Here is a 20,085-nt window from a genome sequence, read left to right as displayed (position 1 = left end):
CGTTTTAGAGCGTTTTCTTTTGTCAGGTTCAAGCCTCTAAGTTGCATGGATCACCGCCCCAGATAGTTCTCGATCACCTTCGGATCCGAGCTGACGAAATCGATCGATCCCTCAGCCAGCACCGAGCCTTCCGCCAGGCATGTCACCTTGACGCCGAGGTCGCGGATGAAGCCCATGTCGTGCTCGACGACGACGACCGAGCGGGTCCTGGCGATGTCCTTGAGCAGGATCGCCGTCTCCGCCGTTTCCGCATCGGTCATCCCGGCCACCGGTTCGTCGACGAGCAAGAGCTTCGGCTCCTGCGCCAGCAGCATGCCGATCTCCAGCCACTGCTTCTGCCCATGCGACAGGTTGGCGGCCAGTTCGTTACGGCGGTGCGTCAGCCGCACCGTGTCGAGGATTTCCTCGATACGCGCTCTGTCCTCGCCCGAAAGCCGATAGAACAGCGTAGAGAACACGCCGCGGCGGCGGTTCAGCGCCAGCTCCAGATTGTCCCACACCGTGTGGCTTTCGAAGACCGTCGGCTTCTGGAATTTGCGGCCGATGCCGAGCTCAGCGATATCGGCCTCGTCCTTCTTGGTGAGATCAACAGTGCCGTTGAAGAACACTTCGCCCTCATCGGGCCTGGTCTTGCCGGTGATGATGTCCATCATCGTCGTCTTGCCGGCGCCGTTCGGGCCGATGATGGCGCGCAGTTCGCCGGGTTCGATGACGATCGACAGCGAATTCAATGCCTTGAAGCCGTCGAAGGAAACCGAAACGCCATTGAGATAAAGCACGCTGTTGGGTTTGACGTCGGGAATCATGGTGCTCACTCCGCTGCCTGGATTTTCGGCTCGATGCCGTCTTCCTGCGCCGCCGGCGGCATCACAGCGGAAGCGGTTTTCCGTTTGCCGAGATAGTGGGCGATCGTGCCGACCACGCCCTTCGGCAGAAACAGCGTGACGGCGACGAAGAGACCGCCGAGCGCAAATAGCCAGAACTCCGGGAAGAGACCGGTGAAGATCGTCTTGCCGCCATTGACGAGGATCGCGCCGATAATCGGCCCGATCAGCGTCGCCCGCCCGCCGACCGCCGTCCAGATGACGACTTCGATCGAGTTGGCAGGAGCGAATTCGCCGGGATTAATGATGCCGACCTGCGGCACGTAGAGCGCGCCGGCAATGCCCGCCATCATCGCCGAGACGACGAAGGTAAAGAGCTTGAAGTGCTCGACGCGGTAGCCGAGAAAGCGCGTGCGGCTTTCGGCATCGCGTACGCCGACCAGCACTTTGCCGAACTTCGAGCGCACGATCGCCGACGCAACAATCAGCGATAGCCCCAGGAAGACCGCGGTTGCCGCAAAGAGGGCCGCACGCGTGCCGTCAGCCTGGACATTGAAGCCGAGAATGTCCTTGAAGTCGGTCATGCCGTTATTGCCGCCGAAACCCATGTCGTTGCGGAAGAAGGCGAGCAGCAGCGCATAGGTCATCGCCTGGGTGATGATCGAGAGATAGACGCCGTTGACTCTGCTGCGGAAGGCGAACCAGCCGAAGACGAAGGCGAGCAGGCCGGGCACGGCAAGCACCATCAGCGCCGCGAACCAGAACTGATCGAAACCGTACCAGAACCAGGGCAGTTCCTTCCAATTCAGGAACACCATGAAATCCGGCAGCACCGGGTCGCCATAGACGCCGCGCGAGCCGATCTGACGCATCAGATACATGCCCATCGCATAGCCGCCGAGGGCGAAGAAGGCGCCATGGCCGAGCGAGAGGATGCCGCAGAAACCCCAGACGAGATCGAGCGCCAGCGCCAGCAGCGCATAGGTCAGATACTTGCCGAACAGCGCCATGATATAGGTGGGGATATGCAGCGGATGGGTGGGTCCGGTCGCAAGGTTCAGCGCCGGCACCAGAATGGCGGCCGCCAGCAACAAGGCGACGGCGATCGAGATCCTGCGATCGAGAGACCGGAGAAGGAAGGCCGTTATCATGCTTCCACCGCCCTTCCTTTGAGTGCGAAGAGCCCGCGCGGACGCTTCTGAATAAAGAGAATGATGAGGACGAGCACCAGGATCTTGCCGAGCACGGCGCCGGCGAAGGGCTCGAGGAATTTGTTGACGACGCCGAGCGAGAGCGCGCCGACCAGCGTGCCCCAGAGGTTGCCGACACCGCCGAAGACGACGACCATGAAGCTGTCGATGATGTAGGATTGGCCGAGATTCGGCGAGACGTTGTCGATCTGACTGAGCGCCACGCCGGCAATACCGGCAATGCCCGAACCGAGCGCGAAGGTGAAGGCGTCGACCCAGCCGGTGCGGATGCCCATCGACGATGCCATGCGGCGGTTCTGCGTGACGGCGCGCATCTGCAGGCCGAAGGCTGAGCGCTTGAGCAGCAGGAGCAGTGTCACGAAGACAACCATCGAAAAGACGATGATCCATAGCCGGTTCCAGGTGATGGAGAGCCCGCCGAGATCGAAGACGCCGGACATCCAGGTCGGATTGCGGACCTCACGGTTGGTCGGGCCGAAGATGCTGCGCACGGCCTGCTGGAGGATCAGCGACACGCCCCAGGTGGCGAGCAGCGTTTCGAGCGGCCGGCCGTAGAGATAGCGGATGACTGATCGTTCGATGACGAGGCCGACGAGGCCGGTGAAGACGAAGGCGGCCGGGACCGCAAAGGCCAGCGAATAATCGGCAAGCGAGGGATAGGCCGAGGTAATCGTTTCCTGCACCACGTAGGTCGTATAGGCGCCGATCATCACCATTTCGCCATGTGCCATGTTGATGACGCCCATGACGCCGAAGGTGATGGCAAGGCCGATCGCCGCAAGCAGCAGCACCGAGCCGAGCGACAATCCGTACCAGACGTTCTGGACGATATCCCACAGCGCCAGGCTGCGATTGATGGTGCTGATATCTGCCTGGATCGCCGGCTTGAGGTCATCAGGCGCGGTTTCGAGTGTGGTCGTGAGAATGGTCAGAGCATCACGATTGCCGCGAGCCGCGATCGTATCGATCGCAGCTTTCTTGTCTTCGACGCTCGCATCCGTCTTCAGCAGCAGCACCGCGCGCGCCGCTTCCATCGTATTCTTGATCTCGGCGTCCTTTTCAGCCGCAAGCGCCGCGTTCAGCAGGTCGAGATTGGCGGGATCGGCATCTTTCAGCAGTCCCTGTGCCGCGGCAAGCCGCGCCGAACGATCCGGGCTCATCAGCGTCAGCTGGCTGGTGGCGGCGCTGATGACGCCGCGAAGTGCATTGTTGATCTTGACCTTGGTCATCATGTCAGGATCGACATCGGCAGCGGCTTCGCCGCTGATCGGATCGGAATAGGTCGGTTCGTCATCGGTGCCGCCCTGGAGGAGCACCGGGCCGCCATCGGAATTGACGTAGAGAAGGCCGTCGCTCAGCTGTTGCAGGATCTGGCTGACATGCGGGTCCTTGGAGGCGACCAGCGCCTTGATGGCCGCCTCGCGTTCCGGGAAGTCGCCGACGCCGAGCGCATCGATAAGCAGGTGGATATCATTCTCTGCCCGAACTTCGCTCGATGTTGCCAAGCCCGTAAATGCGAGGCCCGAGAATGCCAGCCCCGAAAATGTGAGGCAGAGCGTGATGAGGAAAATTTTTATAGCGCGATACATCGGCTTTCTCGCCCTGGATAGTGTTGGCCTTGCGGCGTAATCGCTGGGACGGAGCTTCCGCCCGGGATCGAACCCGGACGGAAGTCTTCAAGCAATCATCTGATCGGGGGCGTGCTCAGGAACCCTTGCCGCCGCACTTGCCGGTGGCAACGTTGAAGTTGCCGCAGGACATCGGCTTACGCCAATCGGAGATCAGGTCCTTGGAATCAGGCAGGTAATCGGACCATTCGTCGCCGACGACGGCGGGCGTCTGCTGGACGATTTCAAACTGGCCGTTGGCCTGGATTTCACCGATCAGCACGGGCTTGGTGATGTGGTGGTTCGGCATGACGGTCGCATAACCGCCGGAGAGGTTTGGAACACTGACGCCGATGATGGAGTCGAGAACCTTGTCGGTATCGGTCGTGCCGGCAGCCTGGACGGCCTTAACCCATGCATTGAAGCCGATATACGCAGCTTCCATCGGGTCGTTCGTCACGCGCTTGTCGTTCTTGGTGTAAGCGTGCCAGTCCTTGATGAACTTCTTGTTGGCCGGGCTTTCGACCGACTCGAAATAGTTCCAGGCAGCGAGATGGCCGACAAGCGGCTTGGTGTCGAGACCGGCAAGCTCTTCTTCACCGACCGAGAAGGCGACTACAGGAATGTCGGTTGCCTTGATGCCCTTATTGCCCAGTTCCTTGTAGAACGGAACGTTGGCGTCGCCGTTGATCGTCGAGACGACGGCGGTCTTCTTGCCGGCCGAACCGAATTCCTTGATCTTGGCAACTTCGGTCTGCCAGTCGGAGAAGCCGAACGGCGTGTAGTTGGTCATGATGTCTTCTTTCGGAATACCCTTCGAAATCAGGTATGCCTCGAGAATCTTGTTGGTCGTGCGCGGATAGACGTAGTCTGTACCTTCGAGCACGAAGCGCTTGACGCCTTCTTTTTCCATCAGGTAGTCGACGGCCGGAATTGCCTGCTGGTTCGGAGCAGCACCGGTGTAGAAGATGTTGCGCGAGGATTCTTCGCCCTCATACTGCACGGGGTAGAAGAGCAGCGAATTCAGCTCTTCGAAAACCGGCAGAACGGACTTGCGCGACGAGGACGTCCAGCAACCGAAGACGGCGGCAACCTTGTCCTTCTGGATCAGCTCGCGAGCCTTTTCGGCAAACAGCGGCCAGTCGGAAGCCGGATCGACGACGACGGCCTCGAGCTTCTTGCCGAGAAGGCCGCCCTTCTTGTTCTGCTCGTCGATGAGCATCAGCATGGCGTCTTTCAGCGTGGTTTCGGAAATCGCCATCGTGCCGGAAAGCGAATGCAATACGCCGACTTTGATCGTGTCGTCGGCGGCAGCCGCGCCGTGGAAAGCGGCCGATGCCGCCATGACGGCACCGAGCGCAGCGCCGGTGATCGTGGATCTGAGATTCATCTGGTTGAGCCCCTCTTCTTGTTCCGCAACAGGCCGGAAACGGAATTTAACTGTTGCCGAAGGGACTATCGGGTGCTGCATCGCAAAAACACATACGCAAAATGACGTAGGCGCAGGGGGCAAACGGACACAGCGGAAGGCAAAGGGCATCCCCGCAATTGGGAATGCCCTCTTGGTTCGAGAAGAATTATCCGTCGATCGTCAGGGTGACCGATGTCGGGCCATAGGAAAGGCTGGCCTTGTGGCCGGAAACGGTGACCTTGCCGAAGGCGCCGGCGACACTGCCGGCCTTCAGGATCTCGATCTTCGTGCCGGGTGCCGGGGCAAAGCCATCGGCAAGCGTCACGTCGAGATCGCCGGCGAGCGCCGCCTTGCCCGCGACAACAAGCGTGCCGGCGCCGTTCGTGCCGAGCGCCAGCTTTGCCGTCGCGTTGGCGAGTTGCTGGTAGTCGCCGCCGACGGTCAACGGCTTGTCGGCCGCCACCACGAGCGAACCGCCATTGACCGTCAGGCCGCCGGTGCCGAAAGCCGAAGACGACCCGGCCAGCAGAGCGCCCTCTTCGAGCACGGTGCCGCCGGCATAGCTGTTGGCACCGGAAAGGCCGAGAATGCCGCTGCCGCGCTTCACCAGCCTGCCCTTGCCGCCGATGTCGTTGCGCCAGCTGTCGATCGCATTGAAGCCGCCCTTTGCTGCGTCCATCGTCACGCCCACGTCCTGGTCGAAGGCGCCGTAACCATCGGCGGCGGCAAACAGGTTGAGGCGGCCGTAGCCTTCCGCATCATCGAGAAGCGGATAGCCGGAAGCGATCTCCGTTGTGCCAAGCACCTCGCGGCGCTGTTCGCCGTCGAGATAGGGCAGGCGCGTTTCGAGAAGCGCTTCGGCGCCCTCCGGCACGCGCGCCGGCTGGTCGGTCGCATGGATGGTCGGCAGTCCGTAGCTCAGACGCTGCAGCACATAGGCACGGTTGGCGGCATGATCGGCGAAGCGGTCCGCGCCGATCGGCGCCGCATGCGCCGCCACTTCGAGCGCGCCCGCATCGGCAACGCCGGATTTGGCGATGAGCCAAGACTGCGCCTGGGCGTAGGCGTCGCTCTTCAACGCTGTATTGTCGGCCTTGTTCAGATTGTAGACGACCGTCGCGGTGCCGAGCATGCGGCCGCCCATCACATCGAGCGGAGAATGCATGCCGGCAAGGATGCGGTCTTCACCCAGCTCGCTGGCGCGCGTGATCATTTCCTGGAAACGCTGCGGCACGAGATAGGCCATGGCGAGCGCATCCCGCCAGGCTTCCGCCGTATGGCCGCTCGGGAAACCGCCATCCTCGACCGGCTTGCCGCTCTTGGCAGGCACCAAGGTCGGGACAACCGACACGTCCTGGCTCCAGCGATAGGGACGGCCATATTTGAAATAGCGCTTGGCGGGCTCCGTCGAGCCGTCACCGCTGGCGGCGTTGATGAAGTCGATCGCAAGACCCATGTCCGGGTTGGCATCGGTCTTGTTTTCCGTGTCCGGCTTGCTGCCGGCGCCGCGATTGTTGCCCTTGTCGTCATATTTGACCGTCGTCGCATCGGCCGCCACCTCGGTGATCGTGGTGGTCTGCTTGGAACCGGCCTTCCAGGCAGCCGTCAGCGGGCCGAGGCCATCGACGATACTGGCATTCTTGCCGCGCCGGTCGTCGAGATAGGCGGCGACCGCCTGCTCGGCCGTCCGCGCCCGCGTCGCCTTGACGACATAGGCGATGTTCGCATCATGGACCAGCTTGTTGACGACCTGACCATCGGTCGTGCTGAGGGGAATGCCATCCCAATCCGTCTTGGCGACCGCCGGGCAATTGTCCTTGGCCGGGGCTTCCACGCCCGCATCGACGAAGGGCGTGCGCGGGGTCCAGATTTCGAGGAAACCGGAGAGAAGATGAACGGCAGCATTGGTGTCCACCGTCGAGAAGCAGGCCTCCCCGCGCTTGTTGGTGTTTCCGGTCTCGACATAAGGCGCTTTCGCCGCCGTGGCCTGCTCGGCGCCGGCAAGCGACGGCACGATCGAAACGAGGCAGACGAGGGCGGTGCTCAGGCGGAAAAGGCTTGAAACAGACATGGGTGATACCTGAAATGGTTGAGGGAACGGCGGGAGAGTTAGAGGCCCAGTGTGACAGACCGGCTTCAAAAATATGGCGGTTCCGTGAATCTGCCAGTGCTCCGCCCTTGCCTTTCTCACGCATCCCGCCAAAACTGTTTCGAGACGATAGGCCCAACCGGAATGCCGGAAGGAAGACATGGCAGCGCGCCAACGCATCATTCCGGTAAGACGCGAATATAATCGCTGGGTCGCCAACCAGACGCTGGAAGATTATGCGCTGCGCTTCACCGCAAAGAGCGCCCGCCATTTCTCCTCGCAGCGTATCGCGCAGACGGCGATCGGCGCGATCTCCTTCCTGGCGCTCGAGGCGATCGGCGGCGCCATCACCCTCTCCTACGGCACCACCAACGCCTTCTATGCCATTATCGTCGCTTCGATCGCCATGCTGGCGATCGGCCTGCCGATCAGCCGCTATGCCATCCGCCACGGCGTCGATATCGACCTTCTGACCCGCGGCGCCGGCTTCGGCTATATCGGCTCAACCATCACCTCGCTGATCTATGCGAGCTTCACCTTCATGCTGTTTGCGATCGAGGCCTCGATCATGTCCGGGGCGCTGGAGCTCACCCTCGGCATTCCGCTCTGGATCGGCTACATCCTCAGCGCCGTCATGGTGATCCCGCTGGTCACGCACGGCGTGCGGCTGATCAGCAAGTTCCAGCTGATCACCCAGCCCTTCTGGATCGTGCTGAACATCCTGCCCTTCATTTTCATCGCCTTCATGGATTGGGAAAAGTTCGATCTCTGGCGCGCCTTTGCCGGCATCCGCCATGCCTCGGGCCCGCCCGGCACCGTCGCCGAATTCGATCTCGTGCAGTTCGGCGCCGCCTCGGCCGTCATTCTGGCGCTGATGTCGCAGATCGGCGAGCAGGCCGACTTCCTGCGCTTCCTGCCGCCGGAGCCGCGGCGCAAGTGGCGCCATCGCCTGGCCGTCTTCCTTGCCGGACCCGGCTGGGTCGTCATCGGCGCGCCAAAGCTGCTGGCCGGCTCCTTCCTCGTCGTGCTGACCCTGGCCTCGGGCGTGCCGGTCGATCGTGCCGCCGATCCGGCGCAGATGTATCTGACCGCTTTCGGCTATATGGTGCCCTGGCAGAATGCCGCGCTGCTATTGATGGCCGCCTTCGTCGTCGTCTCGCAGCTGAAGATCAACGTGATGAATGCCTATGCCGGCTCACTCGCCTGGTCGAACTTTTTCTCGCGGCTGACCCACAGCCATCCCGGCCGCGTCATCTGGCTGGTCTTCAACGTCGCGATCGCCCTGCTGTTGATGGAGCTCGGCATCTACCGGCTGCTGGAGGAGACGCTCGGCATCTTCTCGATCATCGCCATGGCCTGGCTCTGCACGATCTCCGCCGATCTCTTCATCAACAAGCCGCTGGGCCTCGCTCCGCCCGGCATCGAGTTCAAGCGCGCCCATCTCTACGACATCAATCCGGTCGGCCTCGGCGCCATGACGCTGTCGGCGACGGTCTCGCTGATTGCCCATTTCGGCGCCTTCGGCGCGACCGCCGCCTCGCTCGCTCCCTATATCACCCTCGTCATCGCGCTGATCGCCTCGCCGGCACTTGCCTCAGCGACGAAAGGCAAGTTCTATCTCGCCCGCAAGCCGCGCCACAGCTGGAAGAACCTGACGAGCATCACCTGCTCCGTCTGCGAACATCCCTTCGAGCCGGAGGACATGGCCTGGTGCCCGGCCTATGCCGCGCCGATCTGCTCGCTCTGCTGCTCGCTCGATAGCCGTTGCCACGACATGTGCAAGCCCGCCGCCCGTTTCAACGCGCAGGTCGGCACCGTCGCCAAGGTGCTGCTGCCGGAAACCGTTCTCAGCAAGCTGACGACGCGCCTCGGCCGCTATGGCATCGCCGTCGCGCTGGCGTTGACCGCTATCGGCGCGATCCTGGCGATGATCGCCCACCAGGTCGCCGCCGCCTCACCCGAGACGGCGGAGGTGGTCAACCGCACCATCCTCATCGTCTTCTTCGTCTTCTCGGTAATATCAGGCATCGTCTGCTGGTTCTACGTGCTCGCCCATGACAGCCGCGTCGTCGCCGAGGAGGAATCCTCGCGCCAGAACACGCTGCTGCTCAAGGAGATCGCCGCCCACAAGAAGACCGACACCGCCCTGCAGAACGCCAAGGAGACCGCCGAAGCCGCCAACCGCGCCAAGAGCCGCTACGTCGTCGGCCTCAGCCACGAGTTGCGCACGCCGCTCAACGCCGTGCTCGGTTATGCCCAGATCCTCGAGCGCGACGAGACCATCCCGGCGCCGCGCCAATCCTCGATCAAGGTCATCCGCCGCAGCGCCGAACACCTCTCCGGGCTGATCGACGGCCTGCTCGATATTTCCAAGATCGAAGCCGGCCGCCTGCAGGTCTATTCCAATGAGATCAATATCCAGGATTTCCTCGACCAGATCGTCGACATGTTCCGCCCGCAGGCGCAGGCGAAGGGGCTTGCCTTCCTGCACGAGCGCTCGCCGGCCTTGCCGCAATTTGTCCGCACCGATGAAAAGCGGCTGCGCCAGATCCTCGTCAACCTGCTCTCCAACGCCATCAAATTCACCGACGAGGGCAGCGTCACCTTCGATGTCGGCTATCGCAGCCAGGTCGCGACCTTCACCGTTGCCGATACCGGCCGCGGCATCGCTGAAAAGGATCTAACGCGCATCTACGAACCCTTCCAGCGCGGCGAGGCCGACAGCGTGAGGCCGATGCCGGGTCTTGGCCTCGGCCTTACCATCACCCGGCTTCTGACCAACACGCTCGGCGGCGAGATTGCGGTTTCGAGCGTCAAGGACGAGGGCTCGACGTTCCGCGTCCGCCTCATGCTGTCGGCCGTCATGCGCGCCGTGGCCGCCGCGCCGCAAGAAAAGCGCATCGTGGGTTATGACGGCCCGCGCCGCACGGTGGTCGTCGTCGACGATAACGAAGACCATCGCGAGATGATGCGCGAAATCCTGGCGCCTCTCGATTTCATCGTTCTGACGGCAGCAGGCGGCGGCGAATGCCTGACGCTGATCGAGGGCATCATGCCTGATCTTTTCCTCGTCGATATCCTGATGCCCGGCATGAGCGGCTGGCAGCTGGTCTCGCGCCTGCGCGAGGCCGGCCAGACAGCGCCTATAGTGATGCTTTCGGCCAATATCGGCGATGCCGCCGTTCTCGGCGACAGCGACGACAGCCACAACGATGCGATCGGCAAGCCGGTGGACATCCGTCAGCTGCGCGACAAGCTCGCTTTGCACCTTGGGCTGAAATGGGTCTATGCCGACGCCTCGCCCGCTATTCCTGTCAAAACCGAAGCGCCGATGCGGAGCCCGGGTGCTGCCCATGTGCAGGAATTGCTGCGGCTCGGCGAGATCGGCTATATCAGAGGCATCGAAGCCAAGCTTTCGGACCTTGCCAAGGTGGAGGCAAATCAGCCATTCACCGAAGAACTTCGCGCCTATGTCGCCGCCTTCGATCTCGCCGGCTTCATGACTTTCCTGCACGACTTCGACGAAAAGGTGGAATCCATTGGCTGAGCCGGCCCTCCCCCGCGACATCGTTCTGCTTGTCGACGACTCGCCCGAAGCGCTGGGCTTCCTGACCGACGCGCTCGAGCAATCCGGCTTCTCCGTGCTGATTGCCACCTCGGGCACCGCAGCCCTTGGCATCGTAGAGCGCATCACGCCCGATCTCATCCTGCTCGACGCCGTCATGCCCGTCATGGATGGCTTCGAGACCTGCCGCCGGCTGAAGGCGAATGCGGCGGTGGCGCAAGTGCCCGTCATCTTCATGACCGGTCTGACGGAGACCGAGCATGTCGTCCACGCGCTGGAATCCGGCGGTGTCGACTATCTCGCCAAGCCGATCAATATCGACGAATTGCGCGCCCGCATCCGTGTCCATCTGCGCAACGCCCGCTCGGCGCAGAGCGCCCGCGTGGCGCTCGACGCCGCCGGCCGCCATCTGCTGGCGGTCAAAGGCGACGGCGCGATCCACTGGTCGACTCCGCAGGCGACACGGCTGGTCAATGCCGCCATGGGCAGCGACGACGGCATGGAAATCGTCGTCCGCCATATCGCCGGCTGGATGCGCGACCGCGCAGCCGCCGTGCGCGACGGCATCATCTCGATCGCCCATGCCGGCCAGGCGGCGCTGCAGCTCGCCTTCCTCGGCGCGATCGGCCCCGACGAATATCTCTTCCGTCTCACCGCCGCCAACCAGCGCAGCGACGACGAGATGCTGCGCCAGCGCTTTTCGCTGACCCAGCGCGAATCCGAAGTGCTGCTCTGGATCGCCAAAGGCAAGGCCAACCGCGACATCGGCGAAATATTGGGACTGTCGGCGCGCACCGTGAACAAGCACCTCGAACAGATCTACGTGAAGCTCGGCGTCGAGAACCGCGCCTCGGCCGCGGTAAAAGCCACGCATGTGCTGCACGAAATGTGAATGATACCGGGAAACCGTCGGCAGCAGATAAGCGCCGCCGCGGAGGACGGAATTTGAAACCTCGGTAAAGCAAAGAAGCCCGGTCGGAACCGGGCTTCAATCTCATCTGTCAAAAAGGGAGGCTAAGCTTACTTAGCTTCCTGCGGGACGTAGGTGTACTTGCCGTCCGCGCCCTTCTTCCATTCGTACATGATGTAGCCAGGAATCTTCGGGTCGCCCTTTTCGTCGAACGAAATGTCGCCGAGAACCGTCGGGAACGGACCCTTTTCCTTCATGGCCGTGGCAACGGCTTCAGGATCCACCGAACCGGCAGCCTTGGCAGCACCGGCGATCGCCTGCATCGCAGCGTAGGAATAGAGCGTGTAGGCTTCCGGGTTGAAACCGGCGGCCTTGAACTTTTCGACGAGCTCCTTGTTCGCCGGGTTCAGCGTCGGATCGGGGCCGAAGGTGTTGAGCGTACCGGCGACAGCGTCACCAGCGATCGAGGCCAGTTCGTTCGAAACGATACCGTCGCCCGAAACCAGCGTTGCCTTCAGGCCCTGATCGGCCGCCTGGCGGATGATGAGACCGGCTTCAGTGTGCAGACCGCCCCAATAGATGATCGAGACGCCGGCTTCCTTCATCTTGGCGATGAGGGCCGAGAAGTCCTTGTCGCCGACATTGATGCCTTCGTACATGACTTCCGTCACACCGGCGGCATTCATCGCCTTCTTGGTTTCGTCTGCAAGGCCCTGACCGTAAGGGGTCTTGTCGTGAACGACGGCGATCTTGGCGTCCTTGAAGTGATCGGCAAGATACTTGCCGGCGATGGCGCCCTGCTGGTCGTCACGGCCGCAGGTACGGAACGTGTTCCAGAGGCCCCGTTCGGTGAACTTCGGGTTCGTAGCAGCCGGGGTGATTTCGAGGATGCCGTTTTCGGCATAGACTTCCGAAGCCGGGATCGAAACGCCCGAGTTGAAGTGGCCGATGACGAACTTGACGCCGTCAGCAACGAATTTGTTGGCAACCGAGATGCCCTGCTTCGGGTCGGAGACGTCGTCGCCGAGCTCGATCTTGATCTGCTCGCCGTTGATGCCGCCAGCAGCGTTGATGTCGGCGGCCGCCTGCTCGGCGCCCTTCTGGAGCTGAGCGCCGAACGCGGCGTTCGGGCCGGTCAGCGGACCAGCGACAGCGATGAGAACGTCGGCCCATGCGTTGCCGCTGAAGGCGACCATCGCCGTCAGAGCCACTGCCGACAGAAGAGACTTCTTCATATTGTTACTCCCAATTTTTGGGCGGGTTCCGGTCCAAGGCCCAACGCATTACCCACCATTGACTGCGCCAGGAAAGCTGTTCCACTCTGAAGGCAATTCATGCCTAGTTTCAACGGACTGTCAATGTTTGTCCTTCCACGAAAACGCGGAAGTTTTTTCGTACAGCCAGTAATAGTTGTTGACCATCTGATTGGTGCGGCGATGGCGGAAGCCAGCCGTCGCGAAGACCAGCAGCGTCACGAAATCAATGCCGTAATAGAGAGCACTGAGCATCGGCCCATTGAACAGGGCATGATGCAGAAACTGCATCGCCCAGGCCAGCAGGAAGGTATAGACGACCACCAGCGGATAGTTGTTCCAGCCATCGGCAACCGCCTTGCCGGCCCGCCAGGCCGTCCAGAAGCCAATCAGCACGACCAGCGCACGGATTACCACCCGGGCGCCGTTATCGCTTTCGAAGAAAAGTCCCTGCATATCAAACTCCTCCTTCGACCTAGTGTCTTCCGCCTTCGAGATAGGCGGCGCGGACCTCGGGATTGGCGAGCAGTTCCTTGCCGGAGCCGCTCATCGTTACCTTGCCGTTCACCATCACGTAAGCGCGGTGCGAAAGCCTGAGCGCCGCGAAGGCATTCTGCTCGACCAGGAACACGGTAAGGCCTTCCTGCTCATTGAGCTTGCGGATCGCCTCGAAGATACCCTTGACGATCAATGGCGCAAGGCCGAGCGAAGGTTCGTCGAGAAGTAAGAGCTTCGGGCGCGCCATCAGTGCGCGGCCGATCGACAGCATCTGCTGCTCGCCGCCCGAAAGCGTGCCGCCGCGCTGGGCGTGGCGTTCTTTCAGACGCGGGAAGAGCGCGAAGATCTTCTCGACGTCCTCGGCGAAATATTTGAGATTGTCGAGGCCGGCGCCCATCTGGAGGTTTTCCAGAACCGTCATGCGCGGGAAGATGCGGCGTCCCTCAGGCGACTGCGCGATGCGCAGGCGGGCGATTTCGTGGGTCGGCATATGGGTGATGTCGCGGCCCTCGAAGATGACCGAGCCGGTCCGGGCCTGCGGGCTGCCGCAGATCGTCATCATCAGTGTCGACTTGCCGGCGCCGTTGGCGCCGATCAGGCTGACGATCTCACCCTTGTTGACGTGGACATCGATGCCGGCCAGCGCACGGATATTGCCATAATAGGTTTCGACGCCATTCACCTGAAGGAGCGATTGACCGGTCATTACTTCATCGCCCATCAGTTTGCGCCTCCTTCGAGCTGCTCGACGGTTGCGATCACCTCTTCCACTTCCTCATCCTCGACACCGAGATAGGCCGCGATGACCTTCGGATCGTTTTTGACGTGATCCGGCGTGCCATCGGAAATCTTCTGGCCGTATTCGAGCACGACGACGTGGTCGGAGATTTCCATGACCACCGACATGTCATGCTCGATGAGCAGGATGGATGTTCCGGTTTCGGCGCGGATGTTCTGCAGCAGCGCATTGAGCGTTGCCGATTCCCGCGGGTTCAGGCCGGCAGCCGGTTCGTCCAGGCAAAGCAGCTCGGGGCCGGTGCACATGGCGCGGGCGATCTCGAGACGCCGCTGGGCGCCATAGGGCAGATCGCCTGCCGGATCGTCAGCGCGGTCGATCAGATCGGCTTTCTCGAGCCAATGGCGGGCCAACTCGATCGATGCAGCCGCCTCCCGTTTGTAGGGACCAATGCCGATGAGGCCGAGGATCGTATAACCCGACGCCTTCATCAGCTTGTTGTGCTGGGCGACGAGCAGGTTTTCGAGGACCGTCAGGCCGGAAAACAGCCGGATGTTCTGGAAGGTGCGTGCCACCTTGGCTTCTTTGGTGATGCGAAAGTCCGGCAGACGCTCCAGCAGATACTGCTTGCCGCTCTTCTGGTTGAGCGTGATCATCCCCATCGTCGGCTTGTAGAAGCCGGTGATGCAGTTGAAGACGGTGGTCTTGCCGGCACCGTTCGGCCCGATCAGCGCGGTGATGTCGCCGCGCTTGGCTTCGAAGGAGAAGTCGTTGATGGCCATCAGGCCGCCGAACTTCATCGACAGGTGCTCGACCTTGAGCAGCGTATCGCTGGACATCGTGTTGGTAACGGGGCTCATCAACCGTGGCCCTCCTTGATGAAGCTTCCGGATATTGCCTTGCGCGCCTTGAGGAAGGCGGTCGGTTCACGCGAACCGACGAAACCGCGCGGCTTGAACAGCATGACCACGACCATGGCGAGGCCGAAGATCAGCATGCGATACAATTCTGGCGTGAAAGTCGGCCCGAAAATCACTTTCAGGAAGTCCATTTCGCGCAACGCCTCGGTGCCGCCGACCATGACGATTGCGGCGATCGCAATGCCTGTCAGAGAACCCATGCCGCCGAGGACGACGATGGCGAGGATGACAGCAGATTCCAAGAAGACGAAGGATTCCGGCGAAACGAAGCCCTGACGAGCAGCAAAGAAGGAGCCGGCGAAACCGGCAAACATCGCCCCCGTCGCAAAGGCTGTGAGTTTGGTCGTCACCGTATTGATGCCGAGCGAGCGGCAGGCGATCTCGTCTTCACGCAACGCTTCCCAGGCACGCCCGATCGGCATGCTGCGCAGCCGGATGGTGACGTAGGCGGTCAGCATGCAGAGCGCCAGGATGAGGTAGAAAAGGAAGATCTTGTAGTAAGCCGAGGACATCGACAGGTGAAAAATCTTGGCAAAGCCGCCGGCCGTCGCGTCGAAGGGAATGCCGAAGAGCGTCACCTTGGGAATGCTCGAGATACCGAAAGTCCCCTTGGTGACATCCGTCCAGTTGATGAGGACGAGGCGGATGATTTCACCGAAGGCGAGCGTGACGATGGCGAGGTAGTCGCCGCGCAGGCGCAGCACCGGGAAGCCGAGGATGACGCCCCAGAGTGCGGCGAAAATGCCGGAAAGCGGCAGGAGAACCCAGAACGACAGGCCGAAATAGCTCGAAAGCAGCGCATAGGAATAGGCGCCGACCGCATAGAAGGCGACATAGCCGAGATCGAGCAGACCGGCGAGGCCGACGACGATGTTCAGCCCCCAGGCGAGCATCACGTAGATCAGGATCTGGATGCCGAAATTGTCGACATATGTCAGCGAACCCTGCGGGCCTTTGATCGCCACCACCACCATGGGATAAAGCAGCAGGGCGATCAGCGCGATCTTTAGGAAATGCCGGTGGAAGAAGCTCTTCTCGGTTGAGATGGCGAGTTCGCCCTGTCTCGCCTTTGCCAGCTTGCGGCTGTCGAGATGCGGCCGCAGGAAAACCACCGTGGCGAAGCGGCCGATCGCAGCGACAGCGACGAAGATCGCAAGCAGCCCCCAGCGTTGGACGATGATCAGCTCGTTGTTGATGTTCTGGTCGGTCTTGAGGCCGACATAGAGAACAAACATACCGAACGAAAGGACGGCGGCGAAAAGGGCTTCGGTAAGGCCTTTACGGACAAGTCCGGCATCGGGCTTGCCTGCAGAATTTTCAATGTTTGCCATGACGTTATACCTTCTCGACTTCCGGCCGTCCGAGGATACCCGTCGGCTTGAAGATCAGCACGAAAGCGAGGATGGCGAAGGTCGCGACATCCTTGTACGCGATGGTGAAATAGGCCGACCACAGCGATTCGATCAGGCCGATCATCAGCCCGCCGAGAACGGCGCCCGGCAATGAGCCGATGCCGCCGAGAACGGCTGCAGTAAAGGCCTTCACCCCCGGCGTGAAGCCGTCGGCGAACGAAGCGACGCCATAATACATCAGATACATCGTGCCGGCGACGGCAGCCAGCGCCGCACCCATGACGAAGGTGATGGAAATCGTCTGGTCGACATTGACGCCGAGCAGCGCCGCCATCTTGCGATCCTGCTCCGTGGCGCGCTGGGCACGGCCGAGTGCGGTACGATTGACGATGTACCAAAAGACGGCGAGCAGCACGACCGTGATCACGATGATGACGATCTGTTTCAGCGACACCGAGATGTTGCCGAACTGATAGACCGAGCTGATCATCGGCGGGATCGGCTTGTTGCGCGGACCCTGCGTCACCTGGATGAAATTGGACAATACGATCGACATGCCGATCGCCGTGATCAGCGGCGCCAGGCGGAAGGAACCGCGCAGCGGGCGGTATGCGATGCGCTCGATCGTCCAATTCCACAAACTCGTCATCAGCATCGCAACGACAAGCATCGCCAGCAGCAGAATTGCCACCGGGAGACCTGCGAAGATGGATGTGAGGACGAGAAAGACGATAAGAGCGGCGAAACCACCGAGCATGAAGATATCGCCATGGGCGAAATTGATCATGCCGATAATGCCGTAGACCATCGTATAGCCAATAGCCACAAGGCCATAGATGGATCCAAGCGTCAGCCCGTTGAAGAGCTGCTGGACGAAATACTCCATATGTCGTTTTCCCCTGGATGCGAACCGAACAGGCTGCATCTCTTTTTGGTTCTTCGGTTCCCCGTTTCAGAGAACCTCATAGGCCGAATGCATACCGGTTTCGTTGGAAATGTGAAGACAAAAAGGATTTACTCCGACAAATTCTTGTCAGAACAGGCCTAAATGGCGCATTTTGAACCAAAATCCACAGAAAATCGGCAAAGAAAGGCCTGTTTTTGATCAGAAACTGCCACTGACTTAACGATTCGGAGATATCGCCGACGATTTCCCTGAGTTGCCTGCCGCGTAAGCTATTCCATAGAATTGGAAGTTGGCGCAAATTCAGACCCCGAGCCCACGACTTTTGCGAATAGCATTTCACGAGCAAATGCCTCTTCTTCGTCTGACAAGGCTGAAAACTTATGGTAGCTTCGTGGAACTGCGTTAGGGGATGCAGAGCGCGATGCGAAACACCATATCAAGTATCTGGTGACAGGGATGGTTTGCGGACGAGCGACAGTGGGGTGCTCGGCCCGCGTGGCGAACGGCAAAAGGACAATGCTGAGGACATTTGAACGGGCGGCGCTCGAAGCCGGCAAGGCCATTATCACGGTCCTGCGCCAAGGCTTCCCGGTCGCCATGAAAGCGGATGCAAGTCCGGTCACGGTCGCCGATGAGGAGGCCGAACGCATCATCCTCGCTCATCTCGCCGGAGATTATCCCGAAATACCCGTCGTAGCCGAAGAATCGGTCGCCGCCGGAAAAGTGCCCGACATCGCCGGTCGCAGCTTCTTCCTGGTCGATCCTCTCGACGGCACGCGAGAATTCGTCGATGGGCGGCAGGAATTCACTGTCAACATCGCTTATATAGAGAATGGCGCCCCGGTGGCCGGCATCGTCTACGCCCCGGCACTCGGTCTTGCCTTCTCGGGCGAACGCGGCCACGCCGAAAGGCTCGTCGTCACCGACGATTTCACCGTCGGTGCGCGCAGCGCCATCACCGTGCGCGAACAGCCGGACGACAGGCTGGCACTCGCCAGCCTTCGCCACAACAGCCCCGAGACCGGAAGCTTCCTCGCCCACCACGCCATCTCCAAATGCACCAATATCGGCTCTTCGCTGAAATTCTGCCTGCTGGCCGAAGGCAAGGCCGACGTCTATCCGCGCTTTACCCGCACGATGGAATGGGACACGGCGGCCGGCGACGCGGTGTTGCGCGCCGCCGGCGGTTCGACGGTGACGCTCGACGGAGCGCCGCTGACCTATGGCAAGACGGGCGCCGCAGCCGATTTCGACTTCGCCAACCCGAACTTCATCTCCTGGGGCGGCACGAAACGCGTCCTCGAACCGGCGTAACCACCCGCATCAATCCCTGAACATGCGGCGCGCGACCGAAGCCTCGGCAGACAGTCGGCGAGCGATTCGCAAACACCCAACCGGATCAGCTGATTCTCGGCCTGAACCCGTTTTTCCACTTTTCCCGCGCCGGATTGTCACCGATCCCGCCTTGATTTTGTCATATTCTGACACAGTTTGGGAACGACCAAGCATCCCGGCCAAAAAAAATTCGCGTCGAAATTGGTTAAAAATACCCCCTGACGACCGTCGGTCGCGTGCCGAACCAACGCGTCCGACGCCCCCCGGAAGCCCTCGCCAAAGGCCTAGAAACCTTGACGAAATTCCAATTATTAACGAAATATCATGAGCTTGCCTCAACTTAACGCAGATGCGAAAGATTTATTGCGATGCGATATTTCTCTGGACACCATTACACAATTGTCGCATTTTTCCGTTTTAGTAGGGTTACCAAGACCTGAGTGCAGCCCTGGTGACAGGGTTAACCATTGATCGCCTATTGCCGCCGCGCCCCTCGAAGACAACAGAGTACGATCCTTGAGCATCACGGAACTAAACAACACCATTTCGAATGAGGCCTTCCGGCCGAGCCGCCGCGAGCTGCCGAGCCTGAAGATCCAGACCCCTGTTATCCATAGCGATGCGCCGCAGGCGCCGTGGATGGATCTTGTCCTGAAGCGGGCGTTCGACATCGTTTCGTCGTTGAGCGCCCTCCTCGTCCTTGCCCCTTTCCTGCTGTTCGTCGCTTTGCTGATCAAGCTCGACAGCCCGGGACCGGTGCTCTTCAAGCAGACCCGCTGGGGCAAGAACTGCAAGGCCATCAAGGTCTACAAGTTCCGCTCGATGCGCACCGATCTCTGCGATGTCTCGGGTATTGCCCAGACGGTGAAGAACGACCCGCGCATCACCCGGGTCGGCGCCATCCTGCGCCGCACGAACGTCGATGAGCTGCCGCAGCTGCTGAACGTGCTGATGGGTCACATGTCCGTCGTCGGCCCGCGCTGCCATGCGATCGGCATGCGCGCCGGCGGCATGCTCTACGAAGAGCTCGTCCCGGAATACCATCAGCGCCACGCCATGCGCCCCGGCATGACGGGTCTTGCCCAGATGCGCGGCCTGCGCGGCCCGACCGATCGTCCGGCCAAGGCGCGTGCCCGCATCGTCAGCGATCTCTATTACGTCGCCAATTTCTCGATCGTGATGGATATCCGCATCATTGCCGGAACCGTCGTGTCCGAGCTGACTCGCGGAAAAGGCTTCTAAGAATTTGAGAAGGGACCGGCTGCCTCAAGGCGGCCGGTACCCGAATGCTCTGCCGGCCGCCTCCCGCGGCTGACCGCATCGAGCTTGCGCGTCGCGCTCTTTGGACAACTCCCCACCCTATGCGACGAGACCGAGAATGATCGCAATCTCGTCGCTGCTTCGCTGAGCCGCATGCGATTTCGCGTCGCGTGCCATCGCCTGCATCAGTGCGGGCACTGAGAAGGC

Annotated in this window: 15 protein-coding genes; 4 read left to right on the top strand and 11 right to left on the bottom strand. The window is 61.2% G+C overall.

All coding sequences use genetic code 11. From position 1 onward, the window contains the following. Positions 1-50: 50 nt before the first annotated feature. From urtD to QMO80_RS17820, 5 genes are all read right to left on the bottom strand, one after another. Positions 51-806, bottom strand: a complete 756-nt coding sequence (gene urtD, locus QMO80_RS17840) for an urea ABC transporter ATP-binding protein UrtD (RefSeq protein ID WP_283200216.1) — start codon at positions 804-806, stop codon at positions 51-53. A gap of 5 nt (positions 807-811) precedes the next feature. Beyond that, positions 812-1,975, bottom strand: a complete 1,164-nt coding sequence (gene urtC, locus QMO80_RS17835) for an urea ABC transporter permease subunit UrtC (RefSeq protein ID WP_283197712.1) — start codon at positions 1,973-1,975, stop codon at positions 812-814. Beyond that, positions 1,972-3,624: an urea ABC transporter permease subunit UrtB gene (gene urtB / locus QMO80_RS17830; RefSeq protein WP_283197711.1), complete on the bottom strand. Its 1,653-nt coding sequence runs from the start codon at positions 3,622-3,624 to the stop codon at positions 1,972-1,974. The genes urtC and urtB overlap by 4 nt, the downstream gene beginning before the upstream one ends. Before the next feature lie 115 nt (positions 3,625-3,739). Next, complete coding sequence (urtA, locus tag QMO80_RS17825; RefSeq protein WP_283197710.1) at positions 3,740-5,032, bottom strand: urea ABC transporter substrate-binding protein; 1,293 nt, start codon at positions 5,030-5,032, stop codon at positions 3,740-3,742. Between the two features lie 187 nt (positions 5,033-5,219). Further along, positions 5,220-7,124 carry a phosphatase PAP2 family protein gene (locus tag QMO80_RS17820; RefSeq protein WP_283197709.1) on the bottom strand — a complete coding sequence of 635 codons (1,905 nt, stop codon included), beginning with the start codon at positions 7,122-7,124 and terminating at the stop codon, positions 5,220-5,222. Between the two features lie 178 nt (positions 7,125-7,302). Between QMO80_RS17820 and QMO80_RS17815 the strand changes: the two genes are divergently transcribed. Together QMO80_RS17815 and QMO80_RS17810 are read left to right on the top strand one after the other, a co-directional pair. Then, positions 7,303-10,689: an ATP-binding protein gene (locus tag QMO80_RS17815; protein WP_283197708.1), complete on the top strand. Its 3,387-nt coding sequence runs from the start codon at positions 7,303-7,305 to the stop codon at positions 10,687-10,689. Then, positions 10,682-11,599 carry a DNA-binding response regulator gene (locus QMO80_RS17810; protein ID WP_283197707.1) on the top strand — a complete coding sequence of 306 codons (918 nt, stop codon included), beginning with the start codon at positions 10,682-10,684 and terminating at the stop codon, positions 11,597-11,599. Before QMO80_RS17815 ends, QMO80_RS17810 begins: the two co-directional genes overlap by 8 nt. A 128-nt stretch (positions 11,600-11,727) precedes the next feature. Here QMO80_RS17810 and QMO80_RS17805 read toward each other — a convergent pair whose 3' ends face one another. From QMO80_RS17805 to QMO80_RS17780, 6 genes are all read right to left on the bottom strand, one after another. After that, positions 11,728-12,852 (bottom strand): branched-chain amino acid ABC transporter substrate-binding protein, encoded by a 1,125-nt coding sequence (locus QMO80_RS17805; protein WP_283197706.1) that lies wholly within the window; start codon positions 12,850-12,852, stop codon positions 11,728-11,730. 120 nt (positions 12,853-12,972) lie between these two features. After that, positions 12,973-13,326 (bottom strand): DUF6867 family protein, encoded by a 354-nt coding sequence (locus QMO80_RS17800; protein WP_283197705.1) that lies wholly within the window; start codon positions 13,324-13,326, stop codon positions 12,973-12,975. Positions 13,327-13,345: 19 nt separating this feature from the next. Continuing rightward, positions 13,346-14,089, bottom strand: a complete 744-nt coding sequence (locus tag QMO80_RS17795; protein ID WP_283197704.1) for an ABC transporter ATP-binding protein — start codon at positions 14,087-14,089, stop codon at positions 13,346-13,348. Then, the gene (locus QMO80_RS17790; protein ID WP_283197703.1) at positions 14,089-14,964 is read right to left on the bottom strand and encodes an ABC transporter ATP-binding protein; all 876 of its coding nucleotides are present in this window, start codon (positions 14,962-14,964) and stop codon (positions 14,089-14,091) included. Before QMO80_RS17790 ends, QMO80_RS17795 begins: the two co-directional genes overlap by 1 nt. Then, positions 14,964-16,355 carry a high-affinity branched-chain amino acid ABC transporter permease LivM gene (gene livM / locus QMO80_RS17785; RefSeq protein ID WP_283197702.1) on the bottom strand — a complete coding sequence of 464 codons (1,392 nt, stop codon included), beginning with the start codon at positions 16,353-16,355 and terminating at the stop codon, positions 14,964-14,966. The genes QMO80_RS17790 and livM overlap by 1 nt, the downstream gene beginning before the upstream one ends. A 4-nt stretch (positions 16,356-16,359) precedes the next feature. Beyond that, positions 16,360-17,262 carry a branched-chain amino acid ABC transporter permease gene (locus QMO80_RS17780; RefSeq protein ID WP_049731672.1) on the bottom strand — a complete coding sequence of 301 codons (903 nt, stop codon included), beginning with the start codon at positions 17,260-17,262 and terminating at the stop codon, positions 16,360-16,362. Positions 17,263-17,799: 537 nt separating this feature from the next. On the opposite strand from QMO80_RS17780, the gene cysQ reads away from it, so the two are divergent. Beyond that, positions 17,800-18,597 (top strand): 3'(2'),5'-bisphosphate nucleotidase CysQ, encoded by a 798-nt coding sequence (cysQ, locus tag QMO80_RS17775; protein ID WP_283197701.1) that lies wholly within the window; start codon positions 17,800-17,802, stop codon positions 18,595-18,597. Positions 18,598-19,134: 537 nt separating this feature from the next. Continuing rightward, the gene (locus QMO80_RS17770) at positions 19,135-19,860 is read left to right on the top strand and encodes a sugar transferase (RefSeq protein WP_283197700.1); all 726 of its coding nucleotides are present in this window, start codon (positions 19,135-19,137) and stop codon (positions 19,858-19,860) included. Positions 19,861-20,085: the final 225 nt, after the last annotated feature.

The sequence above is a fragment of the Rhizobium sp. BT03 genome (assembly GCF_030053155.1).
Classification (GTDB): Bacteria; Pseudomonadota; Alphaproteobacteria; order Rhizobiales; family Rhizobiaceae; genus Rhizobium.
This window is presented reverse-complemented; position numbering and strand designations above follow the sequence as displayed.